Here is a 26,442-nt window from a genome sequence, read left to right on the forward strand (position 1 = left end):
TAGAAATATCCTTCTCATTTTGTTTTTTTAGAGCTTCTGTATTGTTTCTATAGTCCTTTTTATGGTAAAATGGTTCTATGAATGAAAGAATGAAAGAGCTCGTTGAGTTGCTCAATCGCTATGCGACAGAGTATTATACAAGTGATAACCCATCTGTATCTGATAGTGAGTATGATCGTCTCTATCGTGAACTGGTAGAGTTAGAAAAAGCTCACCCAGAGCAAGTCTTGCCAGATAGTCCAACCCACCGTGTTGGCGGTAAGATTCTAGATGGTTTTGAAAAATATAGTCATCAGTATCCTCTCTATAGTTTGCAGGATGCTTTTTCTCGTGAAGAGCTCGATGCCTTTGATGCGCGTGTTCGTAAAGAATTGGATGACGTTACTTATATCTGTGAGTTGAAAATTGATGGTTTATCGATTTCCTTGACTTATGAGCAAGGAATTTTTGTTGCTGGAGCGACTCGTGGTGATGGTTCTGTCGGTGAGAATATCACAGAAAATCTCAAACGTGTCAAGGACATTCCTTTATCCTTAACAGAGAAATTAGATATCACTGTTCGTGGTGAATGTTATATGCCAAGAGCTTCTTTCAATCAAGTCAATCTTGCTCGTCAAGAAAATGGGGAGTCGGAGTTTGCTAATCCACGAAATGCAGCTGCAGGAACCCTTCGCCAGTTAGACACTGGAGTAGTAGCTAAGCGTAATCTTGCAACTTTCCTCTATCAGGAAGCAAGTCCTTCAACTAGAGACAGCCAAGAGAAGGTTTTAAATCATCTGGAACAGTTAGGCTTTGTGGTTAACCCTAGACGACTATTAGCGCACAGCATGGATGAGGTATGGCAGTTTATCCAAGAAATTGGTCAAGAAAGAGATCAGTTGCCTTATGATATTGATGGTGTTGTTATTAAGGTCAACGACCTAGCTGGTCAAGAGCAACTTGGTTTTACAGTTAAAGCGCCTAAGTGGGCAGTCGCTTATAAGTTCCCTGCAGAAGAAAAAGAAGCAAAATTGCTTTCTGTTGACTGGACAGTAGGAAGAACTGGTGTCGTAACTCCGACTGCTAATCTTACTCCGGTGAAATTGGCAGGTACAACAGTTAGTCGTGCAACGCTTCATAATGTAGACTATATCGCTGAAAAGGATATCCGCAAGGATGATACAGTGATTGTTTATAAGGCAGGGGATATCATTCCAGCTGTTTTACGTGTAGTAGAATCCAAGCGTATATCTGAAGAAAAACTCGACATTCCAACAAATTGTCCAAGTTGTGAGAGCAAGCTGTTACACTTTGAAGATGAGGTTGCTCTTCGTTGTATCAATCCTCGATGTCCTGCTCAGATTAAGGAAGGGTTGATTCACTTTGCATCCCGTGACGCCATGAATATTTCTGGCCTTGGTCCATCAATCGTAGAAAAATTATTTGCCGCCAATTTAGTTAAAGATGTTGCAGATATATATCGTTTGACAGTTGAAGATTTTCTCTTGTTAGACGGCATCAAGGAGAAATCAGCTCAAAAGCTTTATCAGGCTATTCAAGCTTCTAAAGAAAATTCTGCTGAAAAACTTTTGTTTGGTTTAGGGATTCGTCATGTTGGAAGCAAGGCAAGTCAGTTACTCTTACAACATTTCCATTCAATCGAGTCACTTGCTCAAGCAAATCCTGAAGAAGTAGCAAGCATCGAAAGTCTCGGAAGTGTTATTGCTCAAAGTCTACAGACTTATTTTGCTACAGAAGGTTCTAAAATTCTTTTAAGAGAATTAAAAGAATCAGGTGTTAATCTAGACTATAAAGGACAGGTCGTTGCAGCAGATGCTGCCTTATCAGGTCTAACTGTCGTATTGACAGGTAAGCTGGAGCGTTTAAACCGCTCAGAAGCTAAAAATAAACTAGAAAGTCTTGGAGCCAAGGTTACTGGTAGTGTCTCAAAAAAAACAGACCTTGTTGTGGCAGGAGTAGATGCAGGCAGCAAACTCCAAAAAGCACAAGAGTTGGGAATTGAGATTCGTGATGAAGCTTGGCTTGAGAGTTTGTAAGGTATACACAGTTTAGAATAATCAGCTATCATTTCTTGGTTCTATTCGAATAAGTTAATCAAGAAATGTTACTATATAAATTTAGCAATTAGAAATTAGGGAGAACTATGTACAATTATCCTGTACTTATTCATTATCATCGTAAGGATGAAGCATATCAGAGTTGCAACTTTAGTAAATGGCCAGCTGATTCAGTAGAATTTGTTAAAGAGCAAGAATACTTTGGAGATAAGTTTTCATTTACCCAATCAAGTGAAACACCTCTTGAACAAATGGTGTTTACAGTTGATAAAGATGGAGTAAGCAAAGAATATCCTATCCGATTCAATCATTATCCACTCCTAACAGAAGTTTGGATTTTAGATGGAGATGCCACCGTTTATTATTCTGAAAACCCAGCCATTGCAAGTCCACACTATAAAGATCAAAATCCATTTGCTTTTGATAAAGCGATTAACAGTGCTAGTTTTGATCACCACTGGGGTTACCAAGGAGAGTTGGGATGCCAGGTTTCCGAAGAAGAAACAAGCTTTAAACTTTGGTCACCAACAGCAGCAACTGTACAAGTTGTAGTTTATGAATCAGCAAGTAATGATGCGGCTATCCTAAATACTTATGAAATGCAACGTGGTAACAGTTATTCATATAGTCACAAGGATAATACAATTGGCGTTTGGAATTTGACAGTTCCTGAAAGTCTTGCTGGTCGTGCCTATCAATATCAGATTAATTTTCCACATCATCAATCATTGACACGTGATCCATATACCATTGCTACAAGTCCAGATGGTAAACGTTCAGCGATTCTTTCAGAGAAAGAACGTCAAGTTGAAGGTTTTGAGGTTAAGAATGGAACGGAAGCAACTTGGCGATTGGAAAATTCTTGTCAAGCGGTTGTTTACGAAATGCATATTCGTGACTTGACCAAGTCTGAAACTTCTGGTGTTGCTCCAGAATTAAGAGGAACATTCTTGGGTGCTGCCCAGACTGGAACAGTCAATCACTTCGGTCAGTCTACTGCATTTGACTACATCAAGGAACTTGGTGTTAACTATGTTCAACTGCAACCAATTGCTGATCGTCACAAAGAGTATGATGCAGATGGAAATGTGACCTACAACTGGGGTTACGATCCACAAAACTACAATGCACCAGAAACCAGCATGTCTACGAATCCAAATGATCCAGGTCAAGTTATCCGCGATTTGAAGACGATGATTCAAGCTTATCATGATGCTGGAATCGGCGTTATCATGGATGTGGTATACAACCATACGTTTTCAACTGTTGATGCCCCATTCCAAACAACCGTTCCAGACTATTATTACCGAATGAACCGCGATGGAAGTTATCAAAATGGTACTGGTGTAGGAAATGAGACTGCTAGTGAGCACGAAATGTTCCGTAAGTACATGATTGATTCCCTTCTTTATTGGGTAAATGAATTTAATATTGATGGTTTCCGCTTTGACTTGATGGGAATTCATGACGTTAAAACGATGCAAATGATTCGTTGGGCTATGGATGAAGTCGATCCTAAAATCATCCTTTATGGAGAAGGGTGGGATATGGGAACTGGTCTTGCTCCTTATGATAAAGCTAAGAAAGACAATGCCTATCAGTTACCTAATATTGGCTTCTTCAATGATGATCAACGTAATGCGATTAAGGGTGCTGAAGTTTATGGTGATATCAAATCAGGCTTCGTAAGTGGTGCTGCCACTGAACCAATTGTTGCCAAAGCAATCCTTGGAAGTCGTGAACTAGGCTCATATCTAAGCCCTAATCAGGTTGTCAACTATGTAGAAGCCCACGATAATTATAACTTGCATGATTTGTTAGCGACACTCCATCCAACAGAAGACCAAGCAAGTATCATGAAAAAGGTAGAAACAGCAACTGCTATGAACCTCCTGATGCAAGGTATTTCCTTTATGGAACTCGGCCAAGAGTTTGGACGTACCAAGCTAGTTCCTACAGGTGAAAACGGTGAGTTGACTCATGATGATCGCGAACGTGCTATGAACAGTTACAATGCTCCAGACTCAGTTAACCAGGTAAACTGGGACTTGATTCATGAACGTCAGGATAGCATTGAATTTATTCGTCAGATAATAGGTCTTAAAACAAAGACTAGTGCCTTTTCATACCCTACATATGAGGAAGTTTATCGTCATGTCTTTGTCCATACAGCCATTGAAAATAGTGGGTGGATTGTTTATGAGATTCAAGGAGATGATGAGCATTTCTTAGTTATCTTTAATGCAAAAGGGGAATCTTACTATTATGAAAATGCTGGTAACCTTGAAATGCGCATAACAAACAGTCGTTCAGGTCAAGAAAATACTCTCGATAACGTAAGTGTATCAGTTATGAACGTTTTATCATAAATTCTAAATGAAACTCAAGATATAATCTTGAGTTTTTTTGTTGTGGTTATCTATAATTTATCCTAATAATAAAAAATATGGAAAAGTACAATAAATAGTTGAAAATTTCAGAAAATTTGATAAAATTGTACTCAAGATACTTTATCCGAACAAAATGAAAATTATTTGAAAATAATGTTAGGTTTTTAAAGCGTCTGTTTTATAAAATAAAGATTGGTGAAAATATTGTAAGTGATTTGATGTATGGAAGTTTAAATCATGTAAAAACATCGATAATACTGAAACTTTTAGAAATGTCAAGATAATAATCTGTAGATTTTCTAAAAAATATTTATGATAATTCGAAAATTGGTTGAAACTTTTCTAAAAAGATAGTATAATAGAAATATAGAAAACGCTTACAATATAAAGGGGGATTTATGGATAAATTAGAAGCTTTAAGAACTTTTACAACTGGCGAAAATTTCCATCTTCAACACTATTTGGGCGCACATCGTGAGGAGAGAGATGGGGAATATGGTTACACATTCCGCGTTTGGGCTCCAAATGCGCAGGCGGTTCATCTAGTTGGTGATTTCACTAATTGGGTTGAAAATCAAATCCCCATGGTTCGAAATGAATCTGGAGTATGGGAAGTTTTTACAACTTTGGCACAGGAAGGACAGATTTATAAGTACAACATTACTCGCGCTAATGGACATCAGTTGATGAAGATTGATCCTCTAGCTGTACGCTATGAGGCTCGTCCTGGGACAGGCGCTGTTCTAACAGAAATTCCTGAGAAAAAATGGAAAGATGGGCTTTGGCTAGCTCGAAGAAAACGCTTGGGATTCTTCGAAAGGCCAGTTAATATTTACGAAGCACACGCTGGTTCGTGGAAACGAAATCCAGATGGAACTCCATATAGTTTTGCTCAATTAAAAGAAGAGTTGATCCCTTACTTAGTTGAAATGAACTACACTCATATTGAGTTTATGCCTTTGATGGCTCACCCGCTAGGTTTGAGTTGGGGCTATCAACTGATGGGATATTTCGGTTTAGAACATTCTTACGGAAGACCAGAAGAGTTTCAAGACTTTGTTGAGGAGTGTCACTTAAACAATATCGGTGTTATCGTGGACTGGGTTCCAGGTCACTTCACAATCAATGACGATGCCTTAGCCTACTATGATGGAACTCCGACTTTTGAATATCAAGACCATAACAAAGCTCATAACTATGGTTGGGGGGCATTAAACTTCGACTTAGGGAAAAACGAAGTACAGTCTTTCCTAATTTCTAGCATTAAGTTCTGGATTGATTTTTATCATTTAGATGGTATCCGTGTTGATGCCGTAAGTAATATCCTTTATCTTGATTATGATAATGCACCTTGGACACCAAATAAAGACGGTGGAAATCTTAACTACGAAGGCTATTATTTCCTTCAGCGTTTAAATACTGTTATTAAGCTAGCTCACCCTGATGTCATGATGATTGCAGAAGAAAGCTCTTCGGCAACTAAAATAACAGGTCCGAAAGAGATAGGTGGTCTTGGATTTGACTACAAGTGGAACATGGGCTGGATGAATGATATCTTACGTTTCTACGAAGAAGATCCAATTTACCGCAAGTATGATTTTAACCTAGTAACCTTCAGTTTTATGTATGTCTTTAATGAAAATTATCTCCTACCATTCTCACATGATGAGGTTGTACATGGTAAGAAGAGTATGATGCATAAGATGTGGGGGGATCGTTATAATCAATTTGCAGGCCTTAGAAATCTTTATACTTATCAAATTTGTCACCCTGGTAAGAAATTACTCTTTATGGGTAGCGAATTCGGTCAATTCTTAGAGTGGAAATCAGAAGAGCAATTAGAATGGTCAAACCTTGAAGATCCAATGAATGCCAAGATGAAATCCTTCACATCTCAGTTGAATCAACTTTATAAGGACCACCGTTGTCTTTGGGAAATTGATACAAGCTATGATGGAATTGAAATTATCGATGCAGATAATAGAGATCAGAGTGTTCTTTCCTTTATTCGTAAAGGAAAGAAAGGTGAGATGCTAGTCTGTGTCTTTAATATGGCACCAGTCGAACGTCCTGATTTCACAATTGGACTACCAGTTGCAGGTGTGTATGAAGAAATTTGGAATACAGAGTTGGAACAATGGGGAGGTGTTTGGAAAGAACACAATCAAACTGTTCAAACTCAAGAAGGATTATGGAAGGATTATGAGCAGTCTTTGACCTTTACCTTGCCAGCTTTGGGGGCAAGTATCTGGAAAATCAAACGTCGCTTGAAACCTGTTAAAAAAGAATCAAATAAATCTCAAAAAGGAGTAGAAAATGAAGAATGAAATGCTAGCTTTAATCCTTGCCGGTGGGCAAGGAACTCGTCTCGGTAAACTCACTCAAAGCATTGCAAAACCTGCTGTGCAATTTGGTGGGCGCTATCGTATCATTGACTTTGCTCTTTCTAACTGTGCCAACTCTGGTATCCATAATGTTGGGGTTATTACACAGTATCAACCACTAGCTCTCAACAGTCACATTGGTAATGGTTCTAGTTGGGGTCTTGATGTAATTGATTCAGGTGTTTCTATCCTTCAACCTTACTCTGCAAGTGAAGGAAATCGTTGGTTTGAAGGTACAAGTCATGCGATTTACCAAAATATTGACTATATCGATAGCATTAATCCTGAGTATGTTTTGATTCTTTCAGGAGACCATATCTACAAGATGGACTATGATGATATGCTCCAATCACACAAGGATAACAATGCCAGCTTGACAGTAGCTGTCTTGGATGTACCACTAAAAGAAGCTAGTCGTTTCGGTATCATGAATACAGATGCTAATAATCGCATTGTTGAATTCGAAGAAAAACCTGCCCAACCAAAATCAACCAAGGCATCAATGGGGATTTATATCTTTGACTGGAAACGACTTCGCAACATGCTAGTTGCTGCTGAAAAGGCTAACCTAGATATGTCTGATTTCGGAAAGAATGTTATTCCAAATTATCTTGAGACAGGTGAAAGTGTCTATGCTTATGAATTTAATGGATACTGGAAGGATGTTGGTACAATCGAATCTCTTTGGGAAGCAAATATGGAATACATCTCTCCAGAAAATGCTCTAGATAGCCGAAATCGTCAATGGAAAATTTATTCTCGTAACCTTATCGCTCCACCAAACTACCTTGGAGAATTTGCTCAAGTAGAAGACTCTCTAGTAGTAGATGGATGTTACGTGAATGGTACTGTAAAACATTCCATTCTTTCTACAGCTGCTCAAGTTCGTAAGGGAGCAGAAGTTGTTGATTCTGTCATCATGAGTGGAGCAGTTATCGGTAGAGGTGCTAAAATTACACGTGCAATCATCGGTGAAGGTGCAATTATTGCCGATGGTGTTGAAATTGATGGTACAGAAGAAGTACAAGTAGTCGGATATAACGAAGTAGTGGGGGTAGCAACAGATGAAGATTGATAAATATTCAGCGATTTTAGGAAATACCGTTGGTTTCCATGATATGTCAACCTTGACAAGTAACCGTCCAGTGGCAAGTTTGCCATTTGGAGGAAAGTATCGTTTGATTGACTTCCCACTCTCAAGTTTAGCAAATGCTGGTGTTCGAAGTGTCTTTGGAATCTTCCAACAAGATAACATCAGCTCTGTATTTGACCACATTCGTTCAGGACGTGAATGGGGCTTGAATACCCTTCTTAGCCACTACTATCTTGGAATCTACAATACTCGTGTGGAAAGCAGTACTGTTGGTAAAGAGTATTATCAACAACTCTTGACTTATTTAAAACGTTCTGGATCTAACCAAACGGTTTCCTTGAACTGTGACGTTTTGGTAAATATTGATCTTACTCAGGTCTTCCATTTGCATAATACTACAAAATCTCCTATCACAGTCGTTTATAAGAAACTACCTAAAAAGGATATTTCAGAAGTAAATGCTATCCTAGATATTGATGAAACTGACCACGTGCTCTCTCACAAACTCTTCGATAAAAAAGCTGAACAAGAATACTACAACATGTCAACGGATATCTTTGTTGTAGATACTCAATGGTTGATTGAACGTCTGGAAGAAGAAGCTCAGAAAGAACACCCAGAAAAACTACGTTATGTTCTACGTGACTTAGCAGCGGAATCAGGCGCTTTTGCATATGAGTATACTGGTTACTTAGCTAATATTCATTCTGTAGAAACATACTACCAAGCCAATATTGATATGCTTGATCTGCATAAATTCTACTCTTTATTCTCTCCAAATCAAAAGATTCACACAAAGGTGAAAAACGAAGAACCAACTTATTATGCACCTGGTTGTGAAGTAAATACTTCGCAGTTTGCTTCTGGTAGTATTGTCGAAGGTAAGGTTGTTCGTTCAGTTGTTTCGCGTAATGTTCAAATTCATAAAGATAGCTTAGTTAAAGAATCTATTGTTTTCCCTCGTGTTGTCATTGGTGAAGGTGCTCAAGTTGAGTATGCGATTATTGATAAGGGTGCTGAAGTAGCTGATGGAGTTGTTATTCGTGGTACAGCAGAAAATCCTGTTGTCATCAAAAAAGGTGAAAAAGTAACAGAGGACATTCTTTCATGAAAATTTTATTTGTAGCAGCCGAAGGAGCCCCTTTTTCTAAAACAGGTGGCTTGGGAGATGTTATCGGGGCTCTTCCAAAATCATTAGTTAAAGCTGGTCATGAAGTTGCTGTTATCCTGCCATACTATGACATGGTGGAATCCAAGTTTGGTGATCAAATTGAAGATGTTCTTCAATTTGAAGTATACGTTGGTTGGCGTAGACAATTTTGTGGCATTAAGAAGACTGTTTTAAATGGTGTTACCTTCTACTTTATTGACAACCAGTATTATTTCTTCCGTGGTCATGTGTATGGTGATTTCGATGATGGTGAACGTTTTGCCTTCTTCCAACTTGCAGCTCTGGAGGCTATGGAGCGCATTAGATTTATTCCAGATGTTCTTCATGCTCATGATTATCATACAGCTATGATTCCTTTCTTGTTGAAGGAAAAATACAGATGGATTCAAGCCTATCAAAACATTAAGACTGTCTTAACGATCCATAATTTGGAATTCCAAGGTCAATTCTCTGAAGGTATGCTTTGGGATTTGTTCCGAGTTGGATTTGAACGCTATGCGGATGGTACAGTTCGCTGGAATGACTGCCTGAACTGGATGAAGGCTGGTATCCTCTATGCAGATCGTGTATCTACTGTATCGCCAAGCTATGCTTATGAAATCATGACAACAGAGTTTGGATGTGGCTTGGATCAGATTTTACGAATGGAGTCTGGTAAGGTTTCTGGTATTGTAAATGGAATCGATACGGATCTTTATAATCCAGAAACGGATCCTTTGTTGGATTATCATTTTAATAAATCAGACCTATCAGGAAAAGCTCAGAATAAAGCTAAACTTCAGGAGAAAGTTGGTCTTCCAGTTCGTCCTGATGTTCCAATGATTGGTATTGTGTCGCGTTTGACAAGACAGAAAGGTTTTGATGTCGTCGTTGAAGGTTTGCATCGCATGCTTCAAGAAGATGTTCAAATCGTTCTCTTGGGTACAGGTGATCCTGGTTTTGAACAAGCCTTCTCATGGTTTGGTCAAGTATTCCCAGATAAACTATCTGCCAATATTACCTTTGATGTCAAGCTAGCACAGGAAATTTATGCAGCCTGTGATATTTTCCTCATGCCAAGTCGTTTTGAACCTTGTGGACTTTCTCAAATGATGGCTATGCGTTATGGAACATTACCACTTGTTCATGAGGTAGGCGGGTTGAGAGATACTGTTCAACCGTTTAATCCAATTGAAGGAACGGGTACAGGATTTAGTTTTGACAACTTGACGTCATACTGGCTTAACTGGGCTCTTCAAACAGCCTTGGATGTTTACTATAATCATCCTGACGTTTGGAAGAAACTTCAAGTCCAAGCTATGGAATGTGACTTCTCTTGGGATACAGCTTGTCAGTCTTACCTTGATTTGTATCACAGCTTAGCAAATTAAATAAATAAAATCGTATGATGCTTTCATACGATTTTTTGAGATAATAAAGTAAGGATTATAAATGAAAACAATCAACGGTCTCTGTGTGCTCGATGTAGATGGAACTCTGATAGAAGAAGAGGTTATTGATTTATTAGGGAAAGAGGCAGAGTGCGAAGAAGAAGTAGCCCTGCTAACAGCTCAAGCTATGAGAGGAGAATTAGACTTTGAAGCAAGTTTAAAAAGACGTGTTTCTCTTCTTAAAGGTCTTTCTATCAATGTTTTTGATAAGATTTATCATGAACTTCACCTTAGTAAAAATGCTGCCCGGTTTATTAAAGTTTTTCAAGAAAATCAGATAGAAGTCGGTTTAGTATCAGGCGGATTTACCACTATTGTAGAAAGATTAGCAAAAGATTTAGGGATTTCATTATTTACTGCTAATCAACTGGAAATCAGAGATGATCATTTAACTGGAAATCTAATTGGCCCTATTATTAGCAGAAAAGTTAAAGAAGAAAGACTTATAAGGTGGGCTGAAGAATTAGAAGTGCCTTTTGATAAAACGATTGCAATTGGTGATGGAGCTAATGACTTAAAAATGCTTAAAAGTGCAGGACTTGGTATAGCCTTTTGTGCCAAGGATATTGTGAAAAAGGAAATAAATCTTCAGGTAGATGAGAGAGATTTTGGGAAAGTTTTGGAAATGATAGACTTCCTTTAGATAGAAAGAGGAATCAAAATGAAAATTGTTATCGCACCGGACTCTTTCAAAGAGAGTCTTCCTGCAAACGAAGTAGCAGAAGCTATAAAAAGAGGATTTAAAAGGGTGATACCAGATGCCGCATGTCTACTTTTACCTGTTGGCGATGGAGGTGAAGGAACAGTAGACGCCATTAAAAGTTCTCTAGGTTTGGAAGAAAAAAGAGTCCAGGTAACTGGACCTTTTGGTGATGAGGTTTTGATGTCTTACTTTCAAAAAAGAGAATTAGCTCTATTTGAAGTTGCAAATTTAGTAGGTCTTGCTAAAATTCCTTTTGAAAAACGTAATCCTCTAGAGATTCAAACAAAGGGAATTGGTCAACTAATCTTGCATTTAATAGAACAAGGAATCAAAGATATCTACGTTGGTGTCGGTGGTACGGCAAGTAACGATGGTGGAATTGGCATTGCTTCAGGACTTGGTTACCAGTTTTATGACAAAAACGGAATTGTACTTCAAGTAAATGGTCAATCACTATTTGATATCAGGAAAATTTTGAAGGAAAGAGTAATTCAAATTCCTTCTGATGTACATATAAAAATATTAGCAGATGTGACCAATCCGCTTTGTGGACCTTATGGTGCTACCATTACATTTGGGAAACAAAAGGGATTGGATCCATCTAAATTTAAAGAAGTTGATGCTGCTATTAAAGACTTCTATAGTAAAGTTGGACCCAAAATATTAAAATTAGATGGTGCAGGAGCAGGTGGTGGAATTGCCGCTGGCTTGTGTGCCTTCGCAGGAGCAGAGATTGTATCTGGTATTCAAACTTGTTTGGATTTGATAAACTTCGATCAAAAAGTTACTGATGCAGACCTAGTTATCGTTGGCGAAGGCAGACTGGACTCGCAAAGTCTAGCTGGAAAGGCGCCAATTGGAGTAGCAAAAAGAACACCAAACGGTGTTCCAGTTCTTGCTATTTGCGGTAGTTTATCAGAGGATTTACCACCCTTACCATTTGAGAACATAGTCGCAGCTTTTTCCATACTTGAAAAAAGCGAACCGTTAGCAGACAGTCTAAAAAAAGCAGCTGTTTATCTAGAAAATACAGCTGCAAGCATCGCACAAATCATGTCTTTGAGATAGAGTTAACCAAACCATTTTTTCCAGAGAGAAGTAGGAGCTTTCGTCTCTTTCTCTTGCCACAAGTCTGAAAAGGCCTTTCTGAGGTCTTTTTCACTTGTTTGAACCGGAACATCGCTATGGATAACCAGTCCGAAAGGAGAAGAGTTATGATCTTCAGAAACGATAGTTGCTTGGCAATCAGAATCTTTAGCATTTTTTAAATAATAAACTTGTTTTTCAAACTCAACTTGAGGAGAAATCTTGACAAACAGAGGTTCAGTTCCTTTTTTTAAAGTCTCCAAAATAGTCAAAAAACCTTTTTGAAATTTGTCATCATTAGCAGTAGCGAGTTCAGCGTAGCCAAGAACACGTTCTTCAAACGTACCAAGAAAACGTCTTTGTTCGTCGGGATTTAATTTAAGCCCGCCATGAGCTTTTTCTAATATTTGTTTTGATACATCAGTCATAAATATAGTATATCATAAAAGTCTATAGATAAGGCAGGAAAGAAAGCGATTACTTAACAAACTTAAGGAAAATTTGCACAAAGATAACGTTTTTTCTTGAAAAAGGTATCTTTTTGATGTATCATAGAGGTGTAAAATAATTAAACTCAAAGGAGAGTAAAAAATGTCAATTATTACTGATGTTTACGCTCGCGAAGTCCTAGACTCACGCGGTAACCCAACACTTGAAGTAGAAGTTTATACTGAATCAGGTGCTTTCGGACGTGGTATGGTTCCATCAGGAGCTTCTACTGGTGAACACGAAGCAGTTGAACTTCGCGACGGTGACAAATCTCGTTACGGTGGTCTTGGTACACAAAAAGCTGTTGACAACGTAAATAACATCATTGCTGAAGCTATTATCGGCTACGATGTACGTGACCAACAAGCTATCGACCGTGCTATGATCGCTCTTGACGGTACTCCTAACAAAGGTAAATTGGGTGCAAACGCAATCCTTGGTGTGTCAATCGCTGTAGCTCGCGCTGCTGCTGACTACCTTGAAATCCCACTTTACAGCTACCTTGGTGGATTCAACACTAAAGTTCTTCCAACTCCAATGATGAACATCATCAATGGTGGATCTCACTCAGATGCTCCAATCGCTTTCCAAGAATTCATGATCGTACCTGCTGGTGCACCTACATTCAAAGAAGCTCTTCGTTGGGGTGCTGAAATCTTCCACGCACTTAAGAAAATCCTTAAATCACGTGGTTTGGAAACTGCCGTAGGTGACGAAGGTGGATTCGCTCCTCGTTTCGACGGAACTGAAGATGGTGTAGAAACAATCCTTGCTGCTATCGAAGCTGCTGGTTATGTTCCAGGTAAAGACGTATTTATCGGATTTGACTGTGCATCATCAGAATTCTACGATAAAGAACGCAAAGTATACGACTACACTAAATTCGAAGGTGAAGGAGCTGCTGTCCGCACTGCTGCTGAACAAATCGACTACCTTGAAGAATTGGTAAACAAATACCCAATCATCACTATCGAAGATGGTATGGACGAAAACGACTGGGACGGTTGGAAAGCTCTTACTGAACGTCTTGGTGGTAAAGTTCAATTGGTTGGTGACGACTTCTTCGTAACAAACACTGACTACCTTTCACGTGGTATCGAAGAAGGTGCTGCTAACTCAATCCTTATCAAAGTTAACCAAATCGGTACTCTTACTGAAACATTCGACGCTATCGAAATGGCGAAAGAAGCTGGTTACACTGCCGTTGTATCACACCGTTCAGGTGAAACTGAAGATTCAACAATCGCTGACATCGCAGTTGCAACAAATGCAGGACAAATCAAAACTGGTTCACTTTCACGTACAGACCGTATCGCTAAATACAACCAATTGCTTCGCATCGAAGATCAACTTGGTGAAGTAGCTGAATACCGTGGATTGAAATCATTCTACAACTTGAAAAAATAATCTAGTTCAGTGAACTAATTAAAGCCCTTGGATTTTTCCGAGGGCTTTTGTATATTATCAGACAAGCCCAAAGAAATCCAGTCTTGTTTTCGTATTCTAGAGGTGAAAAGAGAGATTTTTAAACGTTTTTTTGGTATAATAATACCCAGGAAAAACTAGAGAAAGAAGGAGGTTGAGATGGAAAAGTATTTGTCGGTAACAACTTTGACTAAGTATCTGAAAATGAAATTCGATAAAGACCCATACTTGGAGAGGGTCTATTTAACTGGTCAGGTTTCTAACTTTCGCAAGCGTCCAACTCATCAATATTTTTCTCTAAAAGATGATCGAGCTGTAATACAAGCGACTATTTGGTCAGGTATTTATCAGAAACTAGGTTTTGATTTGGAAGAAGGGATGAAGATCAATGTTATCGGTCGTGTCCAAGTCTATGAACCAAGTGGGAGCTACTCTATCATCATTGAAAAGGCAGAGCCTGATGGTGTAGGGGCTCTTGCGATTCAGTTCGAACAATTAAAAAAGAAATTATCGGAAGAAGGCCTTTTTCAAGAACGCTTTAAACAAGCAATCCCTCAGTTTGCAAAACGCATCGGGGTTGTGACTAGTCGTAGTGGTGCTGTTATACAAGATATTATTACTACCGTTAGCAGACGTTTCCCAGGGGTTGAGATTGTTTTATATCCTACCAAGGTTCAAGGCGAAGGGGCAGCAGAGGAGATAGCCCGTAACATTGCTAGAGCTAATGAACGAGAAGACTTGGATGTTCTGATCATTGGTCGTGGTGGTGGATCAATTGAGGATCTTTGGGCTTTTAACGAAGAGATTGTAGTGCGTTCTATCTTTGAATCTCGTTTACCGATTATTTCAAGTGTGGGCCACGAAACAGATTTAACCTTGGCTGATTTTGTTGCCGACAAGAGAGCAGCAACACCAACTGCTGCAGCAGAGTTAGCTACTCCTGTGACTAAGTTAGATCTACTGACCTACCTTAAAAATCAAGAGAAACGAATGGCTACTGCCGTACAAAATACTTTATCAAAGAAAAAAGAAGCCTTGAGAGGGCTTAGTCAATCAGTCATCTTCAGGCAACCAGAGCGTTTATATGATGGATATCTGCAACGCTTGGATCAGTTAGTACTTCGATTGAAGCAGGGATTGAATGGTGAGTTAGTTAGAAATCAACAGAAGGTTCAAGCTCAAATTCACCGTTTGGAGCAATTATCACCAAATGTCAAGATTCAGAGCTACCAAGACCGTATTCAACAGTTACAAAAATTAATGCGTAGCCAGATGGCTGTGATCTATGATGCTAAGGTTGCTGAAGTAAAACGCTTGTCAGAAGCTCTAGTCATGTTAGATACGAGTCGTATCGTAGCCAGGGGTTATGCGATTGTTAAAAAAGGGGATACCGTGGTATCTTCTGCAAATGATTTGAAAAAAAATGACCAGGTGATGCTGATGATGCGAGATGGTCAAGTAGATTTAGAGGTTAAAGATGTCAAAACAGAAGAAATTTGAAGATAATTTAGCAGAGCTTGAGACTATTGTTCAGAGTTTAGAAAATGGTGAAATTGCTTTAGAAGATGCTATTACTGCATTTCAAAAAGGAATGGTTCTTTCAAAAGAATTGCAAGCAACACTTGATAAAGCAGAAAAGACCTTGGTTAAAGTCATGCAAGAAGATGGAACAGAAAGCGAACTTCTATGAACAAGCAAGAAAAATTAGCTTTGGTTGAGTCAGCTCTTGAGGAGTTTTATGGAGACCAGCAATTAGCTGCTAATCTCAGAGAATCTGTTCTCTATTCTATTCATGCAGGTGGTAAAAGGATTCGTCCTTATCTGCTTTTAGAAGTTTTGGAGTCTTTGCAGGTGCCAATCACTATAGCTCATGCCCAGGTTGCAGCAGCGCTTGAGATGATTCACACAGGAAGCTTAATTCATGATGATCTTCCGGCTATGGATGATGATGATTTTCGTCGTGGGCGTTTAACCAACCATAAGAAGTTTGGTGAAGCACTAGCAATTTTAGCAGGAGATGCCCTCTTTTTAGATCCTTATGCTTTGATAGCGCAAGCAGACTTGCCAAACGAAATTAAGGTAGATTTAATAGCTTCTTTGTCCCTTTCTTCTGGAAGTATGGGGATGGTCGCTGGCCAAGTTTTGGATATGGAAGGTGAAGGTAAACATTTAAACCTAGAAGAACTTCAGACCATCCATGCTAATAAAACGGGTAAACTCTTAGCCTTCCCTTTTCAAGCGGCAGGAGTTATTGCAGGATTGGATGAAAATCTTCAAAAACAGTTGAAAACAGTTGGAGAGCTGATTGGGCTTGCTTTTCAAGTGAGAGATGATATCCTTGATGTTACTGCTAGTTTTGAGGAAATTGGTAAAACACCACAAAAAGATTTGCAAGCTGAGAAATCAACCTATCCTGCTTTGTTAGGATTGGATGAGGCAAAAGTTTTTTGTAACCGAACTTTGGATCAGGCTAATGAAAAGTTAGACGTGATTAGCCAATTAGTTGACTTTGATAAAGAACCAATTGTAAAAATAGTAGAAAGTTTGAGAATCAATGCCTAAGGAAAGAGTAGATGTACTTGCCTACAAACAAGGTTTATTTGAAACAAGAGAACAGGCTAAGCGGGGCGTAATGGCTGGATTAGTGATTGCAGTCCTTAATGGTGAGCGTTTTGATAAACCAGGAGAAAAAATTCCTGATGATACTGAATTAAAACTCAAGGGTGAGAAACTCAAGTATGTTAGTCGAGGCGGCCTGAAACTTGAGAAGGCTTTAGAAAAATTTGATATATCAGTTGAAGGCAATACGACCATTGATATCGGCGCTTCAACAGGAGGCTTTACGGATGTCATGCTTCAAAATGGTGCAAAACTGGTTTATGCCGTTGATGTTGGGACCAATCAGCTAGCCTGGAAATTACGCCAAGATTCACGTGTTGTCAGCATGGAGCAATTTAACTTCCGCTATGCTGAAAAAACTGATTTTGAAGAAGAGCCAAGTTTCGCAAGCATCGATGTGAGTTTTATTTCTTTGAGTCTCATTTTACCGGCTCTACATAGAATCTTGGAAGACCAAGGTGAAGTTGTTGCACTCATAAAACCACAGTTCGAGGCAGGCCGAGAACAGATTGGTAAAAATGGAATTATCAGAGATGCCAAAGTTCACCAAAATGTTTTAGAATCAGTTACTAAAATGGCTGTTGATGAAGGATTCTCAGTCTTAGGATTGGATTTCTCTCCTATTCAAGGTGGACACGGGAATATTGAGTTTCTTGCTTATTTACGTAAAGAAGAACATGCAAGCAACCAAGTAGTTTCGGAAATAGAAAAAGTAGTAGAAAAAGCACATAGAGAGTTTAAAGATGAATAAAAAAGAAAGACTTGAAAAGATTAGAAGATTTGTGACTGACTATCAAATCGGCACACAAGAAGAAATCGTTGAACACTTGAGAGAAGCAGGCATCTCTGCTACTCAAGCAACTGTTTCACGTGATATCAAAGAATTAGGGATTGTAAAAATTCCTTTGAAAGACAATACATATGTCTATGAATTACCAAAGTCAGTAGTTAAAAGTTTACAGTTAGCTGAGAACAATATCGAAAGTTTTGAAAGAATGGGGAATCTCATTAATTTAGATGTCATTCCTGGGAATACAATTTTTGTAAAAAGTCAATTGACTCAAACATTTTCAGATATGATTTTTAGCTGTTTAGCAGATGATAACTCAATTTTAATTGTGGCGCGAACTGAAGAAGCAGCTATAGAGATTGTTGAACAAGTTAAAAAGTGGTAGGACCTTATGTTACTTGAAATTTCAATTAAAAACTTTGCCATCATTGAGGCTATTTCACTTAATTTTGAGAAGGGAATGACAGTTCTGACTGGGGAAACCGGTGCTGGGAAGTCTATCATCATCGATGCTATGAATATGATGCTGGGAGCAAGAGCTACAACGGACGTTATTCGTCATGGTGCTCCTAAGGCTGAAATCGAAGGTCTTTTCTCGGTTGAAAACAGTCATGCTTTGCAAATGATTTTTGATGAGCAAGGAATAGAGTTAGGTGATGAAATCATCATCCGTCGTGAAATTTTACAAAACGGGCGTAGTGTTAGTCGTGTCAATGGACAGATGGTTAATCTATCTGTTCTTCGCTCAATTGGACAGTATCTTGTTGATATCCATGGCCAACATGATCAAGAAGAGTTAATGCGTCCCCAATTGCACATTCAGATGCTTGATGGGTTTGGTGATGCAGATTTTCTGGAACTGAAGCAAGCCTATCAGACAAACTTTGATGCTTATCGTAAAATGCGCAAGCAACTTCTTGAGATTAAGAAAAATCAAGAAGAGCACAAGGCTCGTATTGAAATGTTGGAATTTCAAATGGCTGAAATTGAATCTGCGTCCTTACAGCCAGGTGAAGACCTCAAACTAAACCAAGAACGAGATAAACTTTTAAATCATAAAAATATTGCTGACACGTTGACTAATGCTTATACAATGTTAGATAATGAAGAATTTTCAAGTCTAGCTAACGTGCGTTCAGCTATGAATGATATGGAAAGTTTAGAAGAGTATGATGCAGAGTACCGTGAAATATCGTCCTCTCTATCTGAATCCTACTATGTTCTAGAAGATGTTACTAAACGTTTAGAGGATATTATTGAAAGTCTTGATTTCGACGGTAATCGTCTAATGCAGATTGAAAGCCGTTTAGATCTCATTCACTCTATTACACGTAAGTACGGTGGGAATGTTGACGATGTCTTGATGTACTTTGCTAAAATCACAGAAGAATACAACCTTTTGACTGGCAATAATTTATCTTCAGATGATATGGAAGCAGAACTCAAAAAATTGGAAGTAAGTCTAGTTGACTTAGCAACTAAGCTTGCATCTGCTCGACATAACTTAGCTCAACAATTAGAAATTGAGATTCAGCAAGAGCTTAAAGACCTTTATATGGATAAGGCTCGATTTCAAGTTCAGTTTACTAAAGGAAAATTCAGTCGTGAAGGGAATGAGAGTGTTGAATTTTACATCTCCACCAACCCTGGAGAAGCTTTTAAACCATTGGTCAAAGTAGCTTCTGGAGGAGAGTTGTCTCGCCTCATGTTGGCGATTAAGTCTGCTTTTTCTCGTAAGGAAGGTAAGACCAGTATTGTATTCGATGAAGTGGACACAGGAGTTTCAGGTCGTGTAGCTCAAGCAATCGCTCAAAAGATTCATAAAATTGGTCAGAATGGTCAAGTATTAGCTATATCTCATCTTCCTCAAGTCATTGCGATTGCAGATTATCAGTTCTTTATTGAAAAGATAAGTAATGACTATTCAACTGTTTCAACAGTTCGCTTGTTGACAGTTGAAGAAAGGGTGGAAGAAGTTGCTAAAATGTTGGCTGGTGAGAATGTTACTGAAGCTGCACTTAGTCAAGCGAGAGAATTGTTGCAAAGTAAGGAGAAATAAATGACAGACTATTATGTAATTGGAGATGTTCACGGAAAAGCAGGAATGCTTGAAGATCTTCTTAAAACATGGGATGGCAAAACTCAATTACTCTTTCTTGGAGATTTGATTGATAGAGGAGAAGATAGTCGTCGTGTTCTTGAAATGGTCAAGGACTTGGTGGAAAATCAAGGAGCGATTTGCATTTCAGGAAATCACGAGTACATGTTTTTAACTTGGTTGGATAATCCTGAAGAAAGCTATGATCACTATCGTCGTAATGGTGGGGATACAACCATTAATTCTATTTTAGGTCGCCCATTAGATGCACCAGTCGATGGAGTAGCAGATGCTAAACGTGTAGAAACTGAAACAGCAGACTTAGTAGAATTTATCCGTCAGATGCCTTTTGTGATTGAAACGGATAAGTATATCTTTGTTCATGCTGGAATTGATCTAACCTTGGAAGATTGGCATGAAACTACAGATTACAAGAAAGTCTGGCTCAGAAAACCATTCCACGAAGCAGTTAATCATACAGGGAAAACAATTGTCTTTGGGCATACACCAGTCTATGGACTTTTGGAACAAAAACCAGGAACTGCAGAACTTTGGATGACAGAAGATGGAAAAATTGGAATGGATGGAGGAGCTGTCTATGGTGGTGTCCTTCATGGAATTGTCTTTACTGACAAAGGTATGACAGACCACTATTTCATCGAAAATGACGGCTTTGTTGCTGAAGATTAATACTCTCTACAGGGTATTATGGTCTTGTCAAAAACATAAAAACAATTTATAATTAATAGATACCCTGAAAGGAAGAGAATCTTGAATTTAGAAGAATTGAAAAAACGTCAGGAGAAGATCCGAAACTTTTCCATTATCGCTCATATTGACCATGGGAAGTCAACATTGGCGGACCGTATTTTAGAGGCTACAGAGACGGTTTCTAGTCGTGAAATGCAAGCTCAGCTTCTTGATAGTATGGACCTAGAGAGAGAGCGTGGGATTACTATCAAACTGAATGCCATCGAGCTTAATTATACTGCCAAAGACGGCGAGACCTATATTTTCCACCTGATTGACACACCAGGACACGTGGACTTCACTTATGAGGTATCACGTTCTCTAGCTGCCTGTGAGGGCGCCATTTTGGTCGTTGATGCCGCCCAAGGGATTGAGGCTCAAACATTAGCTAACGTTTACCTTGCTTTAGATAATGATTTGGAGATCCTTCCAGTTATTAACAAGATTGACTTGCCTGCTGCAGATCCAGAGCGCGTGCGTACAGAAATTGAAGATGTCATTGGACTGGATGCTAGTGAGGCTGTATTAGCTTCAGCAAAAGCTGGGATTGGAATTGAAGATATTTTAGAGCAAATTGTAGAAAAAGTTCCAGCACCAACTGGTGATGTATCAGCACCATTAAAAGCTTTGATTTTTGACTCAGTTTACGATGCTTATCGTGGCGTTATCCTCCAAGTTCGTGTCATGGATGGAGTTGTTAAGCCAGGTGATAAGATTCAGCTCATGAGCAACGGTAAAACCTTTGATGTTACTGAGGTCGGAATATTCACACCCAAAGCAGTAGGACGTGACTTCCTTGCGACAGGTGACGTTGGTTATATTGCAGCATCTATCAAGACTGTTCAAGACACTCGTGTCGGTGATACAGTTACCTTGGCGGCAAACCCTGCTTCAGAACCCCTATCTGGATACAAGCAGATGAATCCGATGGTTTTCGCAGGTCTTTATCCAATCGAGTCAAATAAATACAATGACCTTCGTGAAGCCCTTGAAAAATTGCAGTTGAACGATGCTAGTCTTCAGTTTGAACCCGAAACATCGCAAGCTCTTGGTTTTGGTTTCCGTTGTGGATTCTTGGGTCTCCTTCATATGGATGTTATTCAGGAACGTTTGGAACGTGAGTTCAACATTGATTTGATCATGACTGCACCATCCGTTATATACAAGGTCAATCAGACTGATGGCGAGTCTATGGATGTATCGAATCCATCCGAATTTCCTGATCCTACTAAAATTGCAACTATTGAAGAACCTTATGTTAAAGCACAAATCATGGTACCACAGGAATTTGTAGGAGCTGTTATGGAACTAGCTCAGCGCAAACGTGGTGACTTTGTGACGATGGACTATATCGATGATAATCGTGTCAATGTTATCTATCAAATTCCACTTGCTGAAATTGTCTTTGATTTCTTTGACAAGCTCAAATCTTCAACACGTGGCTACGCAAGCTTTGACTATGAACTGTCTGAGTATCGCCCATCTAAGCTGGTTAAAATGGATATCCTTCTCAATGGAGACAAGGTGGATGCACTCAGCTTTATCGTTCACAAGGACTTTGCTTATGAACGTGGGAAACTCATTGTTGATAAGCTTAAGAAAATTATTCCACGTCAACAGTTTGAGGTTCCAATCCAAGCGGCTATTGGACACAAGATTGTTGCTCGTACAGATATCAAAGCTCTTCGTAAGAACGTTCTTGCCAAGTGTTATGGAGGAGATGTTTCACGTAAACGTAAACTCCTTGAAAAACAAAAAGCTGGTAAGAAACGGATGAAAGCTATCGGTTCAGTAGAAGTACCTCAAGAAGCTTTCCTCAGTGTCTTGAGCATGGATGAAGAATAATTAATTTCTATTATTCTTTTGAATTAATCACAGTTATCTTTTGACACTTATCTTTTCTTTCATTAGAATAGAAGTGAAAGGAGAAGGATCATGAAAAAAATCGTAAGCTTATCTACACTTTTAGTGTGTTGCTTTTGCCTCGCTGCCTGTAATACTTCAAAATCTAAAAAAGAAGTAGCCTCAGAAGCAACAACAGTTCAAGAAACTACTACAGCCCAAGAAACAACAACTGTAGCCGAATCAACGATTGAAGATACCCAGGTAATTGGGTCAGATGCTTATGGCTACGTAAAAGTTCCAAAATCATGGATTCATTTTACAGAAGTTGAGGGTGGTGATGATATTCAGTACTGTGATGGAACGGACATCAATATCGTAACCCTAAATACTTTTAAACCAGAGCATCTAGGTGTTAGTGAAAGTGAATATGCTGCTCTTGATGCTGTTCAAGTCTCTACTAGTGTTTATCAAACTAAACAACAAAGCAAGGATTTCTCTAAAGTTTGGGGATCTAAGTCAAAAATTGGTGGTTATGACGCCTATGTCGTAAACTGTATTGCTAAAAATGGTAAATATCTAGTGATCTGGATCTTTAAATCAGACGATGGTAAGTTTAGATACGTTTCTCTAGAAGGAACACCTGAAGTGTTGAAGGATATGCTTCCATTAATTGAACAAAGTTGGACTAATAAAAAGGCTTAAAAGGCAGGATTTTTCCTGCTCTTTTTTTATCCAGTTTTATTTAGGATATCAAAAAGATTTCCTGATTAGAACTTTTTGCAATGAAAAAAAAGAATGAGTTTAAGTAAATATAATAGTAGATTTATTGTATTTTTGATAATACTGCTAGTTTACAGAATATATTTGACACTTTGTTCTTCTTGCTTTAGAATAGTAGTGAAAGGAGAATTATCATGAAAAAATTGATAACTTTATCTACACTTTTGCTTTGTGGTATCACTCTTGCTGCTTGTAATACAAATACTGGTAAAAAAGATGTAACAGCTGAAACTACCACAATTGTTCAGGAAACTACTAGTCAGGAAACATCAGAAGCTACAACAACCGTTCCAACTAAAGATACACAATGGATTGGATCAGATGATTATGGATACTTGAAAGTACCTAAATCTTGGGTTCAAAGTGATGCTGGTGGGAATAATGTTGATTTTATGTACAGTGATGGTACTGACAAGAATGCTATTTCAGTTAAAAGTATAAATGCAGACGGAAAAGATCTCACTAATTTGCAGACCAATTTTGAACAAAAGATAAAAGAAAATCCTAGATTTACAAATGTTAGAACTGATAAGGGAAATATTGGGGGCTATGATGCCGTCAAAATTTATGCAGATTATAATAATAATAGTAGAAAAGTAGTTATTTGGTTATTTAAGTCGGATGATAGTATGATTAGATTAGTTACTCTTGAAGGTAATTTAGAAATCGTAAACGAAATTACTCCGATAGTAGAAGAAAGCTGGACAGTGAAAAAGAATTAAAACTAAAACAGGATATTTATCCTGTTTTTTATTTATTTTCAACCTTTAAAGAATATGTATAAAATCAAACTGTTTAAAATCAAACAAAAAAAATAAAAATCAAACAAAATACAACAAAAAATATTGACAACGGTTTCATATAGTGTTATACTTGTATCATAAAAGTTAAATATGAAGGGAGAAGGTCATGGGATTAGATCATTTCTTCAGCAAAGACTTAGTTTTTTGTTTAGAAGCAGATAATCAAGAGCAACTCTTTGATCAAGTTGCAACCCTATTGGAAGATAAGAAAGTTGTTACGGATACCTATCGATCGGCATTGATTGAACGTGAAAAAATGTTCCCAACAGGTTTAGATATGGAATTTCTTGGTAAGGACTTGCCGAATGTAGCAATCCCTCACACAGACACGATTCATAATTTAACTGAAAACGTTGTTGTGGTTCGCTTAGCGAAACCAGTAACGTTCCACAACATGATTGCTCCTGACAAGAAAGTAGAAGTATCATTACTCTTCTTTATCATCAATAATTCAAGTTCGAGTCAAACAAATATTCTTGCTCAATTGATGGACTTCTTTACAGGTAATGGTCATCTAGAAGCACTTTCTAAGATTACAGAACCAGAAGCTTTGTTCCAGTATATCTCAGAAGCAACTGCTTAAATTCATAAATTAATAGTAAATAAAAAACGGAGGAAATCCAAATGATTAAAATTCTTGCTGCATGTGGTGCAGGTGTCAACTCAAGCCACCAAATTAAAAGCGCTCTAGAAGAAGAGCTCTCAAGCCGTGGTTACGATGTACAGTGTGACGCAGTTATGGTAAAAGATGTCAATGAAGACTTGATTAAAGGTTATGATATCTTCACACCAATTGCTGCAACTGACTTAGGTTTTGACCCTGGTATCCCAGTAGTTGAAGCTGGACCAATCTTGTTCCGTATTCCAGCAATGAGCGCTCCAGTTTATGACAATATTGAAGCAGCAATCAAAGAACACGGATTAAGTTAATTATTATTTTGTAATATTCCATAAAAATAAAGGGAGGAAAAATTATGGATTTCATTATCAATCTAGCCAACGATATCTTTAAACCTATCTTGGCTATGGGTGGCCCAATCATCATGCTGATCATTTTGACAGTATTGGCCTTGCTTTTCGGAGTAAAATTCTCCAAAGCACTTGAAGGCGGTATCAAACTTGCCATCGCACTTACTGGTATCGGTGCTATCATCGGAATGCTTAACGGAGCTTTCTCAGCTTCACTTGCAAAATTCGTTGAAAATACTGGTATTCAATTGAACATCACCGACGTTGGTTGGGCTCCGCTTGCTACAATCACTTGGGGTTCTGCTTGGACACTTTACTTCTTGCTCATCATGTTGATTGTCAACGTTGTGATGCTTGCAATGAAGAAAACTGATACACTTGACGTTGATATCTTCGATATCTGGCACTTGTCTATCACAGGTCTTTTGATCAAATGGTACGCTGACAACAATGGAGTTAGCCAAGGAGTTTCACTCTTCATCGCGACTGCAGCAGTTGTTCTTGTTGGGGTTCTTAAAATTATCAACTCTGACTTGATGAAACCAACATTTGATGACCTTCTTAACGCACCAAGTTCATCACCAATGACTTCAACTCATATGAACTACATGATGAACCCAGTTATCATGGTTTTGGATAAGATTTTTGATAAATTCTTCCCAGGTCTTGATAAATACGACTTTGACGCTGCTAAACTTAACAAGAGAATCGGTTTCTGGGGATCTAAATTCTTCATCGGTTTCATCCTTGGTATCGTTATCGGTTTGATGGGAACTCCACATCCAGTTGCAGGAGTAGAAGATGCATCTTCATGGGAACTTGTTATTAAAGGTTGGTTGTCACTTGGTTTGACTGCCGGTGTCTGCTTGGAGCTCTTCTCATTGATCGGTTCATGGTTCATCGCAGCCGTAGAACCACTTTCACAAGGTATTACAAACGTTGCTACTAAACGTCTTCAAGGACGTAAATTCAACATCGGTCTTGACTGGCCATTTATCGCTGGTCGTGCTGAAATCTGGGCTTGTGCTAACGTACTTGCACCAATCATGTTGGTTGAAGCAGTGCTTCTTTCAAATGTCGGAAATGGTATCTTGCCACTTGCTGGTATCATCGCTATGGGTGTGACTCCAGCTCTCTTGGTAGTTACTCGTGGTAAATTGCTCCGTATGATTATCTTCGGAACTCTCTTGTTGCCACTCTTCCTTCTTTCAGGTACACTTATCGCACCATTCGCAACTGAACTTGCTAAAGGTGTAGGTGCCTTCCCAGAAGGTGTGAACCAATCACAATTGATTACTCACTCAACTCTTGAAGGACCAATCGAAAAACTATTTGGTTGGGCAATCGGTAACGCTACAACTGGTGATATCAAAGCTATCCTTGGTGCAGTAGTATTCCTTGTATTCTACGTTGGTATCTTTGCATGGTACAGAAAACAAATGATCAAACGTAACGAAGAATACGCTGCAAACGCAAAATAATTTGCTCCTAAAAATGTAAATTGTAAAAACTAGGTTGTCAGTTTCCACTATGGAGCGGTCAGCCTAGTTTTTTTAGAAA

23 protein-coding genes are annotated in these 26,442 nt (G+C 38.5%); 22 read left to right on the forward strand and 1 reads right to left on the reverse strand.

Annotated features, from left to right (window positions below):
• The first annotated feature begins 77 nt into the window (after positions 1 to 77).
• The 8 genes from ligA to ACLNCS_RS04710 all read left to right on the forward strand — a co-directional run bounded on the left by ligA (position 78) and on the right by ACLNCS_RS04710 (position 12,296).
• The gene (ligA, locus tag ACLNCS_RS04675) at positions 78 to 2,036 is read left to right on the forward strand and encodes an NAD-dependent DNA ligase LigA (RefSeq protein ID WP_424847468.1); all 1,959 of its coding nucleotides are present in this window, start codon (positions 78 to 80) and stop codon (positions 2,034 to 2,036) included.
• Positions 2,037 to 2,143: 107 nt separating this feature from the next.
• Entirely contained in the window at positions 2,144 to 4,426 is a 2,283-nt protein-coding gene (gene pulA, locus ACLNCS_RS04680) for a type I pullulanase (RefSeq protein WP_424847470.1), read from the forward strand.
• Positions 4,427 to 4,845: 419 nt separating this feature from the next.
• Complete coding sequence (gene glgB, locus ACLNCS_RS04685; RefSeq protein WP_424847472.1) at positions 4,846 to 6,774, forward strand: 1,4-alpha-glucan branching protein GlgB; 1,929 nt, start codon at positions 4,846 to 4,848, stop codon at positions 6,772 to 6,774.
• Positions 6,764 to 7,906 (forward strand): glucose-1-phosphate adenylyltransferase, encoded by a 1,143-nt coding sequence (locus tag ACLNCS_RS04690; protein ID WP_004253502.1) that lies wholly within the window; start codon positions 6,764 to 6,766, stop codon positions 7,904 to 7,906. The genes glgB and ACLNCS_RS04690 overlap by 11 nt, the downstream gene beginning before the upstream one ends.
• Complete coding sequence (gene glgD / locus ACLNCS_RS04695; RefSeq protein ID WP_004253504.1) at positions 7,896 to 9,035, forward strand: glucose-1-phosphate adenylyltransferase subunit GlgD; 1,140 nt, start codon at positions 7,896 to 7,898, stop codon at positions 9,033 to 9,035. The genes ACLNCS_RS04690 and glgD overlap by 11 nt, the downstream gene beginning before the upstream one ends.
• Entirely contained in the window at positions 9,032 to 10,465 is a 1,434-nt protein-coding gene (glgA, locus tag ACLNCS_RS04700; protein WP_424847475.1) for a glycogen synthase GlgA, read from the forward strand. The genes glgD and glgA overlap by 4 nt, the downstream gene beginning before the upstream one ends.
• Before the next feature lie 61 nt (positions 10,466 to 10,526).
• Entirely contained in the window at positions 10,527 to 11,168 is a 642-nt protein-coding gene (gene serB, locus ACLNCS_RS04705) for a phosphoserine phosphatase SerB (RefSeq protein WP_424847477.1), read from the forward strand.
• Positions 11,169 to 11,186: 18 nt separating this feature from the next.
• Positions 11,187 to 12,296, forward strand: coding sequence for a glycerate kinase (locus ACLNCS_RS04710; protein ID WP_424847479.1), 1,110 nt, complete (start codon positions 11,187 to 11,189; stop codon positions 12,294 to 12,296).
• A gap of 2 nt (positions 12,297 to 12,298) precedes the next feature.
• Here the strand turns inward: ACLNCS_RS04710 and ACLNCS_RS04715 are convergent, their stop codons facing one another.
• On the reverse strand, positions 12,299 to 12,742 hold the full coding sequence (locus ACLNCS_RS04715; RefSeq protein WP_004253510.1) for a DUF1694 domain-containing protein: 444 nt from the start codon (positions 12,740 to 12,742) through the stop codon (positions 12,299 to 12,301).
• A gap of 163 nt (positions 12,743 to 12,905) precedes the next feature.
• Between ACLNCS_RS04715 and eno the strand changes: the two genes are divergently transcribed.
• The 14 genes from eno to ACLNCS_RS04785 all read left to right on the forward strand — a co-directional run bounded on the left by eno (position 12,906) and on the right by ACLNCS_RS04785 (position 26,363).
• The gene (eno, locus tag ACLNCS_RS04720; protein WP_225750274.1) at positions 12,906 to 14,210 is read left to right on the forward strand and encodes a surface-displayed alpha-enolase; all 1,305 of its coding nucleotides are present in this window, start codon (positions 12,906 to 12,908) and stop codon (positions 14,208 to 14,210) included.
• A gap of 177 nt (positions 14,211 to 14,387) precedes the next feature.
• Complete coding sequence (gene xseA / locus ACLNCS_RS04725) at positions 14,388 to 15,728, forward strand: exodeoxyribonuclease VII large subunit (RefSeq protein ID WP_424847482.1); 1,341 nt, start codon at positions 14,388 to 14,390, stop codon at positions 15,726 to 15,728.
• Positions 15,706 to 15,918 carry an exodeoxyribonuclease VII small subunit gene (locus ACLNCS_RS04730; protein WP_004253516.1) on the forward strand — a complete coding sequence of 71 codons (213 nt, stop codon included), beginning with the start codon at positions 15,706 to 15,708 and terminating at the stop codon, positions 15,916 to 15,918. Before xseA ends, ACLNCS_RS04730 begins: the two co-directional genes overlap by 23 nt.
• On the forward strand, positions 15,915 to 16,790 hold the full coding sequence (locus ACLNCS_RS04735; RefSeq protein WP_424847484.1) for a polyprenyl synthetase family protein: 876 nt from the start codon (positions 15,915 to 15,917) through the stop codon (positions 16,788 to 16,790). The genes ACLNCS_RS04730 and ACLNCS_RS04735 overlap by 4 nt, the downstream gene beginning before the upstream one ends.
• Complete coding sequence (locus ACLNCS_RS04740; RefSeq protein WP_424847487.1) at positions 16,783 to 17,598, forward strand: TlyA family RNA methyltransferase; 816 nt, start codon at positions 16,783 to 16,785, stop codon at positions 17,596 to 17,598. The genes ACLNCS_RS04735 and ACLNCS_RS04740 overlap by 8 nt, the downstream gene beginning before the upstream one ends.
• Entirely contained in the window at positions 17,591 to 18,022 is a 432-nt protein-coding gene (locus tag ACLNCS_RS04745) for an arginine repressor (protein ID WP_006148593.1), read from the forward strand. The genes ACLNCS_RS04740 and ACLNCS_RS04745 overlap by 8 nt, the downstream gene beginning before the upstream one ends.
• Positions 18,023 to 18,028: 6 nt before the next feature.
• Complete coding sequence (gene recN / locus ACLNCS_RS04750) at positions 18,029 to 19,696, forward strand: DNA repair protein RecN (RefSeq protein WP_424847489.1); 1,668 nt, start codon at positions 18,029 to 18,031, stop codon at positions 19,694 to 19,696.
• Complete coding sequence (locus ACLNCS_RS04755) at positions 19,697 to 20,425, forward strand: metallophosphoesterase family protein (protein ID WP_424847491.1); 729 nt, start codon at positions 19,697 to 19,699, stop codon at positions 20,423 to 20,425.
• A gap of 81 nt (positions 20,426 to 20,506) precedes the next feature.
• The gene (gene lepA, locus ACLNCS_RS04760) at positions 20,507 to 22,330 is read left to right on the forward strand and encodes a translation elongation factor 4 (protein WP_036757546.1); all 1,824 of its coding nucleotides are present in this window, start codon (positions 20,507 to 20,509) and stop codon (positions 22,328 to 22,330) included.
• Between the two features lie 90 nt (positions 22,331 to 22,420).
• Positions 22,421 to 23,032 (forward strand): hypothetical protein, encoded by a 612-nt coding sequence (locus tag ACLNCS_RS04765; RefSeq protein WP_424847494.1) that lies wholly within the window; start codon positions 22,421 to 22,423, stop codon positions 23,030 to 23,032.
• Between the two features lie 212 nt (positions 23,033 to 23,244).
• Positions 23,245 to 23,832 carry a hypothetical protein gene (locus ACLNCS_RS04770; RefSeq protein ID WP_424847496.1) on the forward strand — a complete coding sequence of 196 codons (588 nt, stop codon included), beginning with the start codon at positions 23,245 to 23,247 and terminating at the stop codon, positions 23,830 to 23,832.
• 187 nt (positions 23,833 to 24,019) lie between these two features.
• Complete coding sequence (locus ACLNCS_RS04775; RefSeq protein WP_424847498.1) at positions 24,020 to 24,496, forward strand: PTS sugar transporter subunit IIA; 477 nt, start codon at positions 24,020 to 24,022, stop codon at positions 24,494 to 24,496.
• A gap of 41 nt (positions 24,497 to 24,537) precedes the next feature.
• On the forward strand, positions 24,538 to 24,843 hold the full coding sequence (locus ACLNCS_RS04780) for a PTS sugar transporter subunit IIB (RefSeq protein WP_006151856.1): 306 nt from the start codon (positions 24,538 to 24,540) through the stop codon (positions 24,841 to 24,843).
• A 44-nt stretch (positions 24,844 to 24,887) separates the two neighbouring features.
• On the forward strand, positions 24,888 to 26,363 hold the full coding sequence (locus tag ACLNCS_RS04785; RefSeq protein ID WP_225750284.1) for a PTS galactitol transporter subunit IIC: 1,476 nt from the start codon (positions 24,888 to 24,890) through the stop codon (positions 26,361 to 26,363).
• The last annotated feature ends 79 nt before the right edge of the window (positions 26,364 to 26,442 follow it).

The organism is Streptococcus sp. CL9.43, from assembly GCF_049737935.1.
In the GTDB taxonomy this organism is placed as follows: Bacteria; Bacillota; Bacilli; order Lactobacillales; family Streptococcaceae; genus Streptococcus; species Streptococcus infantis_I.

Excerpts from the sequence above, each read along its gene's own strand:
- ligA (WP_424847468.1), top strand. The coding sequence starts at position 78 with ATGAATGAAAGAATGAAAGAGCTCGTTGAGTTGCTCAATCGCTATGCG.
- pulA (WP_424847470.1), top strand. The coding sequence starts at position 2,144 with ATGTACAATTATCCTGTACTTATTCATTATCATCGTAAGGATGAAGCA.
- glgB (WP_424847472.1), top strand. The coding sequence starts at position 4,846 with ATGGATAAATTAGAAGCTTTAAGAACTTTTACAACTGGCGAAAATTTC.
- ACLNCS_RS04690 (WP_004253502.1), top strand. The coding sequence starts at position 6,764 with ATGAAGAATGAAATGCTAGCTTTAATCCTTGCCGGTGGGCAAGGAACT.
- glgD (WP_004253504.1), top strand. The coding sequence starts at position 7,896 with ATGAAGATTGATAAATATTCAGCGATTTTAGGAAATACCGTTGGTTTC.
- glgA (WP_424847475.1), top strand. The coding sequence starts at position 9,032 with ATGAAAATTTTATTTGTAGCAGCCGAAGGAGCCCCTTTTTCTAAAACA.
- serB (WP_424847477.1), top strand. The coding sequence starts at position 10,527 with ATGAAAACAATCAACGGTCTCTGTGTGCTCGATGTAGATGGAACTCTG.
- ACLNCS_RS04710 (WP_424847479.1), top strand. The coding sequence starts at position 11,187 with ATGAAAATTGTTATCGCACCGGACTCTTTCAAAGAGAGTCTTCCTGCA.
- ACLNCS_RS04715 (WP_004253510.1), bottom strand. The coding sequence starts at position 12,742 with ATGACTGATGTATCAAAACAAATATTAGAAAAAGCTCATGGCGGGCTT.
- eno (WP_225750274.1), top strand. The coding sequence starts at position 12,906 with ATGTCAATTATTACTGATGTTTACGCTCGCGAAGTCCTAGACTCACGC.
- xseA (WP_424847482.1), top strand. The coding sequence starts at position 14,388 with ATGGAAAAGTATTTGTCGGTAACAACTTTGACTAAGTATCTGAAAATG.
- ACLNCS_RS04730 (WP_004253516.1), top strand. The coding sequence starts at position 15,706 with ATGTCAAAACAGAAGAAATTTGAAGATAATTTAGCAGAGCTTGAGACT.
- ACLNCS_RS04735 (WP_424847484.1), top strand. The coding sequence starts at position 15,915 with ATGAACAAGCAAGAAAAATTAGCTTTGGTTGAGTCAGCTCTTGAGGAG.
- ACLNCS_RS04740 (WP_424847487.1), top strand. The coding sequence starts at position 16,783 with ATGCCTAAGGAAAGAGTAGATGTACTTGCCTACAAACAAGGTTTATTT.
- ACLNCS_RS04745 (WP_006148593.1), top strand. The coding sequence starts at position 17,591 with ATGAATAAAAAAGAAAGACTTGAAAAGATTAGAAGATTTGTGACTGAC.
- recN (WP_424847489.1), top strand. The coding sequence starts at position 18,029 with ATGTTACTTGAAATTTCAATTAAAAACTTTGCCATCATTGAGGCTATT.
- ACLNCS_RS04755 (WP_424847491.1), top strand. The coding sequence starts at position 19,697 with ATGACAGACTATTATGTAATTGGAGATGTTCACGGAAAAGCAGGAATG.
- ACLNCS_RS04765 (WP_424847494.1), top strand. The coding sequence starts at position 22,421 with ATGAAAAAAATCGTAAGCTTATCTACACTTTTAGTGTGTTGCTTTTGC.
- ACLNCS_RS04770 (WP_424847496.1), top strand. The coding sequence starts at position 23,245 with ATGAAAAAATTGATAACTTTATCTACACTTTTGCTTTGTGGTATCACT.
- ACLNCS_RS04775 (WP_424847498.1), top strand. The coding sequence starts at position 24,020 with ATGGGATTAGATCATTTCTTCAGCAAAGACTTAGTTTTTTGTTTAGAA.
- ACLNCS_RS04780 (WP_006151856.1), top strand. The coding sequence starts at position 24,538 with ATGATTAAAATTCTTGCTGCATGTGGTGCAGGTGTCAACTCAAGCCAC.
- ACLNCS_RS04785 (WP_225750284.1), top strand. The coding sequence starts at position 24,888 with ATGGATTTCATTATCAATCTAGCCAACGATATCTTTAAACCTATCTTG.